The organism is Acinetobacter sp. 22512 (assembly GCF_052044755.1).
GTDB lineage: Bacteria > Pseudomonadota > Gammaproteobacteria > Pseudomonadales > Moraxellaceae > Acinetobacter > Acinetobacter pittii.
Genome location: NZ_JBQENP010000008.1, coordinates 153376 through 163910 on the forward strand (window position 1 = coordinate 153376; position 10535 = coordinate 163910).

Annotated in this window: 10 protein-coding genes and 1 pseudogene; 2 read left to right on the forward strand and 9 right to left on the reverse strand. The window is 37.6% G+C overall.

Annotation, left to right across the window (positions count from 1 at the left end; all coding sequences use genetic code 11):
* Positions 1-8 precede the first annotated feature (8 nt).
* From ACTJJG_RS10990 to ACTJJG_RS11020, 7 genes are all read right to left on the reverse strand, one after another.
* Positions 9-443, reverse strand: a complete 435-nt coding sequence (locus tag ACTJJG_RS10990; protein ID WP_002117900.1) for an HIT domain-containing protein — start codon at positions 441-443, stop codon at positions 9-11.
* 201 nt (positions 444-644) lie between these two features.
* Positions 645-4106 (reverse strand): transcription-repair coupling factor, encoded by a 3462-nt coding sequence (mfd, locus tag ACTJJG_RS10995; RefSeq protein ID WP_032056992.1) that lies wholly within the window; start codon positions 4104-4106, stop codon positions 645-647.
* A 134-nt stretch (positions 4107-4240) separates the two neighbouring features.
* Entirely contained in the window at positions 4241-4597 is a 357-nt protein-coding gene (locus tag ACTJJG_RS11000; RefSeq protein ID WP_032056993.1) for a hypothetical protein, read from the reverse strand.
* Between the two features lie 81 nt (positions 4598-4678).
* Positions 4679-5611, reverse strand: coding sequence for a Dyp-type peroxidase (locus ACTJJG_RS11005; protein ID WP_080776895.1), 933 nt, complete (start codon positions 5609-5611; stop codon positions 4679-4681).
* Between the two features lie 141 nt (positions 5612-5752).
* Complete coding sequence (locus ACTJJG_RS11010) at positions 5753-6535, reverse strand: glutathione S-transferase N-terminal domain-containing protein (protein ID WP_081318476.1); 783 nt, start codon at positions 6533-6535, stop codon at positions 5753-5755.
* A gap of 21 nt (positions 6536-6556) precedes the next feature.
* Positions 6557-7063 (reverse strand): ribonuclease E activity regulator RraA, encoded by a 507-nt coding sequence (gene rraA / locus ACTJJG_RS11015; RefSeq protein WP_005076226.1) that lies wholly within the window; start codon positions 7061-7063, stop codon positions 6557-6559.
* A 12-nt stretch (positions 7064-7075) separates the two neighbouring features.
* Complete coding sequence (locus ACTJJG_RS11020) at positions 7076-7741, reverse strand: NAD(P)H-binding protein (RefSeq protein WP_032062345.1); 666 nt, start codon at positions 7739-7741, stop codon at positions 7076-7078.
* 212 nt (positions 7742-7953) lie between these two features.
* On the opposite strand from ACTJJG_RS11020, the gene rpsT reads away from it, so the two are divergent.
* On the forward strand, positions 7954-8220 hold the full coding sequence (gene rpsT, locus ACTJJG_RS11025) for a 30S ribosomal protein S20 (protein ID WP_002117906.1): 267 nt from the start codon (positions 7954-7956) through the stop codon (positions 8218-8220).
* Positions 8221-8277: 57 nt separating this feature from the next.
* Here the strand turns inward: rpsT and ACTJJG_RS11030 are convergent, their stop codons facing one another.
* Together ACTJJG_RS11030 and ACTJJG_RS11035 are read right to left on the reverse strand one after the other, a co-directional pair.
* The gene (locus tag ACTJJG_RS11030) at positions 8278-9012 is read right to left on the reverse strand and encodes a histidine phosphatase family protein (protein WP_002117975.1); all 735 of its coding nucleotides are present in this window, start codon (positions 9010-9012) and stop codon (positions 8278-8280) included.
* A 57-nt stretch (positions 9013-9069) separates the two neighbouring features.
* The gene (locus ACTJJG_RS11035) at positions 9070-9927 is read right to left on the reverse strand and encodes a 3'(2'),5'-bisphosphate nucleotidase CysQ family protein (protein WP_372552520.1); all 858 of its coding nucleotides are present in this window, start codon (positions 9925-9927) and stop codon (positions 9070-9072) included.
* A gap of 295 nt (positions 9928-10222) precedes the next feature.
* Between ACTJJG_RS11035 and ACTJJG_RS11040 the strand changes: the two are divergent.
* A pseudogene (locus tag ACTJJG_RS11040) lies at positions 10223-10480 on the forward strand (hypothetical protein); the annotation flags it as partial.
* Between the last annotated feature and the right edge of the window lie 55 nt (positions 10481-10535).

Consider the following 10535-nt stretch of genomic DNA (forward strand, 5'->3'; position numbering starts at 1 on the left):
GCATTGATTTAGTCCATGCGCCAATCAAATGGCATATCACCTTGACCACGTAACGCAAGCATAAGAGTTTGACGCATATGAGCCAGCACATCATTTGTATAAGGAACCGCAGGTGTACCCCATACTGGTTTAGGCCATGCAACATCATTCTGATAACGTACCACATGATGGAAATGCAATTGAGGCACCATATTGCCCAAAGCTGCAACATTCATTTTATCAGCGCGGAATACACGAGATAGCTGGCTAGACAACCAACTTGATTCGCGCAAAAACTGTTCTTGGTCAGCTTGGCTCAACTCATATAATTCTGTGATTCCCGGCACACGAGGGATTAAAATCAGCCAAGGGAATTGCATATCATTCATTAAACGACATGTTGAAAGCGGAAAATCGCCTACAAAAAAAGTATCTTGAGCAAGTTGTGGATGCAAACTAAACATATCTTTTATAAATGACAATAAACAATAATGGCTAATACTATCACATCAGTTTTGATGTGAGTATTGCTAGTGTCTGGTTTGATTACAAATAACAATGATTTTATGCACTTATTCCCCCAATAGACCGAGAAATCGTGCATAAAATTCTGTTATCAACATACAAAGGATTTATATAGAATGAAAATCACTTTAAAACACTATTCAAGCATGTAATTCATTCAATAATTTCGCTAATAAATCATTAATAAATTGGATTCGTTTTTCCTGCTCTTCAAGCTGAACCATAACCTTTAAACGTTGACCACCTTCCATACGATAATAGGTTGGATGCTTTTGCATGAGTTGAATAATACTGATGGCCTGAACAGGTGTATCAGGCGAGAATTCAATATTGCCGCCTTGAGTATTAATATCAATTTTAGTAATCCCCAGCTGTTCAGCTTTCAGTCGAATTTGATGAACACTAAATAAGTGTTTAACTGATTGCGGTGGAACCCCAAAACGGTCAATAAGCTCCATACGGATGTTGTCGAGCTTTTCTTGGGTATCTGTATTACTAATACGCTTATAGAATAATAAACGCTGATGCACGTCACCTAGGTACTCATCTGGAATAAGAGCAGGTATGTGTAAATTAATTTCTGCTGTTAATGATAAAGGTGCATCAAAATTCGGCGTTTTGCCTTGCTGAATCGCTTTAGTAGCTTTTTCCAGCATTTCCATATATAGGCTATATCCAATTGCCTGCATTGAACCACTTTGCTGCTCACCTAAAAGCTCACCGGCACCTCGAATTTCTAAATCTTCCGTAGCCAGCATGAAACCAGCACCAAGAGTTGAAGCACGTTGGATTGCATCAAGGCGTTTTTCAGCATCACCTTTTAAATGCTTTATGGAAGGAACCAATAAGTAGGCATAAGCTTGGTGGTGTGAACGTCCTACACGGCCACGCAGTTGATGTAATTGAGCTAAACCAAGTTTGTCAGCCCTTTCTATCAAAATAGTGTTGGCATTTGGAACATCAATTCCAGTTTCGATAATTGTTGAACATACCAATACATTGTATTCTTTGTGATAGAACTGTTGCATGACTTGCTCAAGTTCTCTTTCCCTCATTTGTCCGTGAGCCACTGCTACACGAGCTTCAGGAACAAGCACGCGAATATTTTCAGCTGCTCTCTCAATCGTATCAACTTCATTGTGCAAGAAATATACTTGGCCACCACGTAGTAACTCACGCAAGATCGCTTCTTTAATAGACGCTTCGGTATGTTCTTGTACAAAGGTTTTAACAGCTAAACGACGGGCTGGCGGTGTAGCGATGATAGATAAATCACGCATTCCCGAAAAAGCCATATTTAAAGTACGTGGAATTGGTGTAGCTGTAAGTGTTAACATATCAACATCTGCGCGTAATGCTTTAATACGCTCTTTATCACGCACACCAAAACGGTGCTCTTCGTCGACCACCATTAGCCCGAGATCTTTAAACTGCACATTTTCTTGTAAAAGTTTATGGGTGCCCACCACAATATCGACTTTGCCTTCAGCAAGGTCTTCAATATTTTTCGTATGCGTTTTATTTGAACCAAAGCGTGATAATACTTCAATACGAACAGGCCAGTCGGCAAAGCGGTCTTTAAAAGACTCATAATGCTGTTGAGCAAGCAATGTCGTCGGTACTAAAACAGCAACCTGTTTGCCATTTTGCACCGCAACAAATGCTGCTCGCATTGCAACTTCTGTTTTACCAAAACCAACGTCCCCACAAACAAGTCGATCCATCGGTTTAGCTTGTTGCATATCATAAAGTGTCGCTTCAATAGCATTGGCTTGATCAAGTGTTTCTTCATACGCAAATCCACTCGCAAATTGCATATAAAGTGACTGATCGACTTCAAAACCAAAGCCAGGTTTTGACTGACGACGTGCTTGTATATGTAGCAACTCTGCTGCAACATCATGAATTTGTTCTAAAGCTTTACGTTTAGCCTTACTCCACGCGTCAGTTCCAATTTTATGTAATGGTGCTAAATCTGGATCTCCGCCACTATAGCGACTAATGAGATGCAAGTTAGTTACAGGCACGTAAACTTTTGCCTCTTCAGCATAGTCTAGTTGCAAGAATTCATAATCTTGCCCTTCAATTGCCAAAGTAATTAATCCAGCATAACGCCCTACACCATGGTCAATATGAACAACAGGAGCACCTATGCTTAATTCGGTCAAACTACGAATTAGGAATTCTTCTGAAACTTCTTGCTGACGTTTACGACGACGTTGAACTACGCGATGCTCATACAACTGATTTTCTGAAATAACAGACAATTGATCGGTTAAAAGCAAACCACGGTCTAATGGTGCATTCGTAATAGCAATCGCAAACTGACTTTTCTGGAATTGCTCAAAACTATCTACACTAGGAATATCTCCCAGACTGGCACGCAAACCATCTCTTAAACTTTCTCGTCGACCAGCACTTTCTGCAACCAATAAAACAGGATGATTTGCTTCATCAATATATTTTTTAACTACCGCAAATGGTTTTTCTTTTTTCGGGTCAACTGGCAACTTAGGTGGTTGCTCAACCTTAAGATTTAGAGCCCCAGCTTTTTTTTCAACTGCTTCAGCGCTTACAAGCATACGTGGGAACTGATTTAAAGCACTTAGCAAGTTATTGGGTGCAATAAATAACTCATCAGGAGGGAGAATTGGTTGATCTGCGTTATGGCGTCTATCTTCATAACGACGAAAAACTTCTTTCCAAAAACTGGTTAAATCGGTATCCACATCATCAGTAGTAATTACAATGCAATTCTTTGGGAAGTACGTTGTAAGTGCACTTTGAGATTGCATGTGGGTTTTATTAAAAAACAACGGTAAATAAAACTCGATTCCTGGAGATGCGATTCCATCAAGAACATCTTGGTAAATTGGGTTTTTCTTAGGATTCGCGGTCGGAAAAAGTTCAGAATAACGATCTCTGAAAATGGAGCGAGCTTCTTTTAATGGGAACTCTTTCGCGGGAAGAACTGTAAAACTTTTTAACGTTGTGGTGGTTCTTTGTGTTTCTGGATCAAAGAATTTTAAAGTATCAATTTCATCATCAAATAGGTCAATACGGATAGGTGCATCCTGACCAGATGCAAAAATATCCATAATGCTGCCACGTACAGCAAACTCACCATGGTCGTAAACTGTATCTACTAAATGATACCCAGCATGTACTAAACGTAGCTTCTGTTGTTCTAAATCAAATTTTTGCCCCACACGTATATCAAAATGCTCACCTAAAACCCAAGAATATGGTGCAACTCTTTGAGCTAAAGTGCTTGCTGAAATGAGCAATACACCTTTTTGCGGCATATTGGATAAAATCGCGAGTCGTTCTGAAACAATATCTTGATGAGGTGACAAGCGGTCATACGGCAAAATCTCCCAATCAGGGAAAATTGTCGGTTTTATGCCATAAAATTCAAGTTCACTTTCTAACTGGGCAACATGTTGGTTATTTCGAGCTACTACAACGAGCAAAGATGAATGCTGAACGGCAATTTCTTTGAATAATAATGCAGCAGACGAACCTAATAACGACCCTACCCAACGTTTTTCACCGGCTTTGAGCTGTTGTAAATTCAATTGAGAGATTTCTTGTTGAAACATGTATATGGCTTTTATCAGCTAAAAAGATATGAGCTCAATAGTAGCATGATGTTTTTAGTGAAATGAGTTATTTTTTTGAAAATCAAACTACTAGTTGGCCCTACTTTTTATATTTTTTAATCAATTAACTATGATTATTTATCACGCAAAAACAAAACGTAATATTGATTTAAAATTTGTATAATCGCTTTGAGTTGAAGTAGCTTTTCTTGAGTATTTTCCAATCTTGCAACATAGCGCTGTGTTGCGATTTCTAAATCAATCTTTTCATTAATTTGTGGCGTAATTTGAAATAACTTTTGAAGATTATCAAAATTCTGTAATTTACGGTTTGAGAAATATTCAAGATGCTCTGACCACTTCTGATTAATCACTACATCATTAATGATAGGCCCACGTTCAGAATCAAATTTTAATTGATTCTCTTGCAAGTAAAGTTTTTCTGGTGTTTCTTTTGAGCCTTGAAAAAGCTGCGTTATCTTTTTAAACATTTCATCACATCATATTTATTTCAATTTAAATAATGGAAGTAATCTAGTCACTCCCATCATTTAAGTCTTCTAAACTAACGACTATTCATCGCCTAAATCATCAAGAAAATCTACAGTCGGTACAAAAAATAAAGTACCTGTTTGAGCAGTACTAAAGTCAAGTAACCGATCTAGGTTACCATGCTCATTGCCTAAAAACATGTTCTCAAGCATTTGTCGGGTTGTACTAAATTTACGCGAGTAGCCAATAAAGAATGTGCCATATTCATTTCTAGACGGATTTGAAAAAGGCATATTAGCTCGCATAATTTTAAGTTCATTACCTTCTGCATCATGAGCTTTACTAACGACATTATGAGCCGTTAAAGGTTTTTCATCATCGCCGAGCTCAACATCATTGAACTTTTTTCGGCCGATTACTTTTTCTTGCTCTTCGTCAGTTAATGAACGCCATTTGTCCATATCATGTGTATATTTTTGGATAAAAGCATAACTTCCCCCGATAAAGTCAGGGTCTTCATCGCCTACTAATGCCCACTGTGCTGCAATAACAGGTTCAGGATTCTCTGTTCCATCCACAAAGCCAATAATTGCACGACCGTCAAAATAACGAAAACCATGAACTTCATCAATTGGATACGTTACTTTACCAAGCTGTTGATTAATTATATTACCCAGCTCGTAACATAAAGTCTGACGATCAGCACGTATATGAAAAAATAAATCACCCGGAGTTGAGACAGCCGTGTATTTCGGACCTCTAATTTCTTGAAATGGTTGTAACTCTTGAGGCTTGGATTGCTCTGGAAATAATATATCCCATGCATTTGAGCTAAAACCTAAAGTAGCATTAAATTTACTATCTGGATAACGATTAAAGAGACTTCTGGTTAGTGCTGAAAAATTAGCAGCAAAATCTTTTACTTTTTCTATTACAGAATCACCTTGAGCTAGTCCCAATACAATAAATAATGCATTTTCACCAGGAGTACTCGTTACAGGTTGAATTCTCATACATTCCATAAAATATGCCTTTTTAGGTATTTAAGCTTATTAATTTAGCATACTCATATTTTTTTCATACAACCTGTTAAGAAATCTGATGTTGATAAGAGTTTAAGAAAACGCCTAAACTCTTACTCAGATTAAGCTTAATCAACGTCCATATTGCTTTTTTAAATACTTTACGATTTGAGCCGACTCAAACATCTTCACTCCCGTATTTGGGTCTACTAAGTATGGTACTTGCATTTTACCTTGCATAATCGGCAACAGCTTTTCTCTTTTTCCGCCTTCTAAAGGTATGTATTTACCAGGTTTTAAGCGAAGAATAGCAGGTCCCATATCTTGCCATCTCTCTTTTGCCACATTATGCAAAATATATGGTAGCTCAAGTTCAGAGAGTAGACTTCTTACAATTCGTGAATACGGACTTGCTTCAAAACTCCATAACTCAAGTTTTTGTTCAGGTGCAGCTCTATCAACAATTTTTTTATTTATCCATATTCCACGAGCTCCATTTAATATAGTTCCTGCAACTGCAACATAAGGCATGTTTGGGTAACTCGAAAATTTCTGCGGTGTTTTCCCTGTCTTACCATAATGTTTAAATAAATGATGAATAATATCCTGTGATTCATATAGCTGATCGCCAGTATTTTCATCAATTAAAAATGGAAACTGTAATTTACCGCCTTTTTCTTTTACAACTGAACGATACTTTGTTCCACCTTTAGGACATGGATAAATTTCAACGTCCAGATTCAAAAGTGTAATCACTTCACGAACACGACGGCAAAATGGTGAACCTTCAAATTCATATAATTTCAAAGCCTTTGCAGGTTGTTGTGGAAATGCTGTTCCTGAAACACCTCTACCACCTTCAGCAATTGCAGATACAACTGCTTGAAGTACTTTAATTTGATGAATCACCATCATGCCTTCCTTTATATTAGAGAATTAGACTAATTTTTCTTTTGCTATCACAATCCCATTATTATCAGCATAGATAAAATCACCAGATTGAATTGTGACTCCACCAAAATACAAATTAATATCTACCTCACCAATGCCCTTACGATTACTTTTTTGTGGAATTGCAGCCAATGCATGTACTCCCAAATCTAAGGTCGCAAGTGCATCAACGTCTCGTACACAACCGTAAATCACTACACCATTCCAGTTGTTTTTAACTGCTGACTCAGCAATCAAATCACCCATGAGTGCACAGCGCATAGATGCACCACCATCCACAACTAATACTTTACCTGTACCATCTGTTGCCAATAACTCTTTTACACGTGAGTTATCTTCAAAGCACTTTACTGTTACAACCTGTCCCCCAAAAGTTTTACGAGCTCCATAACTTTGAAAGAACTTGCCATCCATTGATGGGATTACAACCTGTAAGCCTTTTTCAGGGTTATCATCTAATAAATCACATGTTACAAATGGTACTGTCGACACTTTAATACTCCCTTATCGAGTTTGTTGTATGCTCAGATTATCATATCGTTTAAAGGCTTCAATTTGCGTTAGCGCCGCTACGACCATCGTATGAGCCAATTGCTCGACAGTTACTGGCTTATATTTGAATGGCTTTTGAAATTTATTCTCAATAAGTTTAAATAGACTCTGCCCTAAGTCTTCAATAAACCGTACATCGCTGCGTTTACCAATCAGTAAAGACGGTCTAAAAATAGATAGTTTTTCGAGTTCTAAGCTCTCAATATAATCCTCTAACTGTCCTTTCATTTTATTATAGAAAATTGGAGAGTTTGCATTTGCTCCAAGGGCACTCACTAGCAGTAAATGAATGTGCTTATCTTGCACTAGATCTGCTAAATGGGCATTGATTTCATAATCCACGGCATAAAAAGCCTGTTTTGAACCAGCCACTTTTAATGTTGTTCCAAGACAGCTAAAAGCATGGGTATGGCCATTCACATCTTCATCATTGAGTAATAAAAAGTCCTCTATAACAAGTTGAGTAACTTTTTTATATGTATTAAGTAGTTGTGATTCTTTTCTTACCACAACAGTAATCGCTTCAAATTCTGGTGTTTGCTCAAGCTGTTCGACAAGCGCTAAACCCACAAGTCCCGTAGCACCTATCACAATTGCTTTTTTAGTACTTATAGTCATTTTTTATCCAACCCTCTTTAAGTTTGTATCAAATTTAACCTTTTCTTACCGTTTTAGCAGCCCCTAAAACCGCTTAAAACGCTCGCAAGGCTTGACTTCACCGTGTTGATTCATCACAATATGGCACTTGTTTACGGGCTGGTGATGGTTACACCAGTTTACTGAATTGACCACAGCCCGCCCAGACCAACTTATTTTCAAGGAGTGCAAGAGTGGCAAACTCTGCTCAAGCTAAAAAACGTGCGCGTCAAAACGTTACAGCGCGTAAACACAACGCAAGCTTGCGTTCTATGGTTCGTACCTACATCAAACGTACTTTAAGTGCAATCGCTGGTGGTGATTATGCTGTTGCTACAGAAGCTTACAAAAAAGCTGTTCCTGTAATCGACCGCATGGCTGATAAAGGCATCATCCACAAAAATAAAGCTGCTCGTCATAAGAGCCGTTTAAATGCTCAAGTTAAAGCGTTAGCTAACTAATTTGAACATGTAAAAAAAGCCCAATAGGGCTTTTTTTATTATCTATTGTTTTTGAGCCTATAGCACTTTATGAAATTTAGCTACATTCAGCTCATAGGCCTTTCCTCTCCAAATCCACTTTAATTTACAATTTGGAAACTCTTCACCTTCAAACCATACAAATAATCCTTCCATCATTTCCGGCCAGTCTTCTTTCTTAATTTTATTCTCGCCAGAAATTACAGCAACAATTGCTGCAATAATCGTGTCATGACTCACGGCTAAACTAAGACCGCCTTTAGTTTTTGGATGAGTCCGGTAAATAAGCTCTAGTACATCTAAAACACCTGTAATGGGATGTTTCATACCAGGTAATGCATTATTTACAAAACTATTAATAAAACCTAAAGCACCCTGCTTTTTAAAATAAGGAGCAGCTTGTTGTATATCCAACACAAAGCTACCCGGTTCAACAAGTAGCCCTTGCTCAATAATTTCAATCGTATGAGTATTTGATTGGGGACTTACATCGTCAGCCCCTTCAATCATGAGTGCCGCCGTATCGACACAGCGTTGTATTGGACTTGAAATACAATGCTGAATAACACGATCTGTATTTTTGATTAAGTAATTACCCCATGCCTGCGCAAGCTCACGTCCTTGAGGAGTAAGTTGGAGATCATAACCAGCCAAGCCCTGCCCATCTACAAGTTCTCTTAAAGAATGGCGCGTAAATAAGGTTACAGGAGTTGAAGCATCGGGCAATAAATCAATTGCTTCAAACATACTTTTAGGCAATAAATCGAGTGCCATCTTTATCTTGTCATCTTTTTTCAATACTTTGCCACTATAACATGTCTGGCATAACTCTCAATCGATAACACCTGATTGGGCTAATGCTTCAAATGCTATTTTTTTGCTTTCCTGATCACGAAAAGCGATAAAGCCCTTATTTAAAACCGTGCTTCTTTGGTTATATTCAAAAGGTTTTCCATCCAGAGTAAGTAAACCACCGCCTATACTTTCTAACAGACCTTGACCAGAACTGGTATCCCATTCAGAAGTAGGATGAAAGCGTGGGTAAATATCTATTTCACCTTCTAACATCATGCAAAACTTATAGGCACTCCCAGCTTCTCGTCGAATAATGCGATGTTCTTTTTCTATAGGTTGAATAAATTTTTGGTATTTTGGATTTTTACTACAGTGACTAAGTCCTATTTGTATAGGTGCATCTAGCGAAGTTGAACTAACCTGATATTGATACCATTGTTGTTGGCTAAAGCTATATTTAAAAGGTAAATCTTGCAGATATCCTAAGTACACCACTTGTTCACATGGCACGGCAATAACTGAGAAAACTGTTTCTTTGCCGTTGATCAAGCTTAGATTGATCGTAAATTCATCACGTTCATGTATAAACTCTTTCGTACCATCAAGCGGATCTAACATCCAACATGTAGACCAGTCATGACGGGCACTATAATCACTTTCTTCAGACAATACAGGCAACTCTGGAGTAATCTCTGCAAGATGCTTTAATAAAAATCTATTTACCTTTAGATCTGCTTGGGTTACAGGTGAATCATCTTGCTTTTCATGAATAGTAAACTCATAACCCGCAGAATAGTTTTGATATTCTTCTAGTAAAATCTGACTCGCCTGTTCCAAAATCGGCAGAAGTTGGTGAATTAAATTATCTTGTGGGCGCGTAGTTGTTATAAACATAAATATGCTCTATATAGTTTCATTTCTATTATAGGTGAATTATGAACAATTCTATATTCGCCAACAGTTTGATTTACTAAAATAGTCATTTATCCTAATCATTAGGATTGTTACTTTCCGCCTATGCTATTGAGGTAATATGAATAATTTTAATATTTATAAAAGTCTTTATTCCGTACAAAAAACAATCTATAAGTTATGAAAAATAAACAACTTAAATCAGATTTATCCATTTCCTTTTCATATATTTCTTGGTATGTTCAAGGACACAATAACAAGATGGAAGAAAGTGCACATGATGCTATATGGATATCATTTCTCGACAATAGAACATAACTGGGAAGACCTTAAGCCCTTAAATGAGTTTCTACAAACATTTGCAGATGATGATGGTGATGTCTCAACACGAGATAAAGAATCACTCAAAGAAATCATAGCGAAATCTGATACAGCGTTGGCTCTCGCTAGAGAAATGGGTTGGGATGGTAGTTATACTGGCTGCCCTTATCTATTCTGGTTACCAAGTAAAAATAGCCAATCTTTTGAATATGGCTGATATGTGCTGAATTAGCAGGAGACTTTCACTTGGGATATGCTAGGCAGCTAAC

What these genes read in the sequence shown, in the direction of transcription:
- ACTJJG_RS11020 (WP_032062345.1), bottom strand. Translation starts at nt 7,741, where the DNA reads ATGACTATAAGTACTAAAAAAGCAATTGTGATAGGTGCTACGGGACTT.
- ACTJJG_RS11000 (WP_032056993.1), bottom strand. Translation starts at nt 4,597, where the DNA reads ATGTTTAAAAAGATAACGCAGCTTTTTCAAGGCTCAAAAGAAACACCA.
- ACTJJG_RS11030 (WP_002117975.1), bottom strand. Translation starts at nt 9,012, where the DNA reads ATGGCACTCGATTTATTGCCTAAAAGTATGTTTGAAGCAATTGATTTA.
- mfd (WP_032056992.1), bottom strand. Translation starts at nt 4,106, where the DNA reads ATGTTTCAACAAGAAATCTCTCAATTGAATTTACAACAGCTCAAAGCC.
- ACTJJG_RS11035 (WP_372552520.1), bottom strand. Translation starts at nt 9,927, where the DNA reads ATGTTTATAACAACTACGCGCCCACAAGATAATTTAATTCACCAACTT.
- ACTJJG_RS11005 (WP_080776895.1), bottom strand. Translation starts at nt 5,611, where the DNA reads ATGAGAATTCAACCTGTAACGAGTACTCCTGGTGAAAATGCATTATTT.
- ACTJJG_RS11010 (WP_081318476.1), bottom strand. Translation starts at nt 6,535, where the DNA reads ATGATGGTGATTCATCAAATTAAAGTACTTCAAGCAGTTGTATCTGCA.
- ACTJJG_RS10990 (WP_002117900.1), bottom strand. Translation starts at nt 443, where the DNA reads ATGTTTAGTTTGCATCCACAACTTGCTCAAGATACTTTTTTTGTAGGC.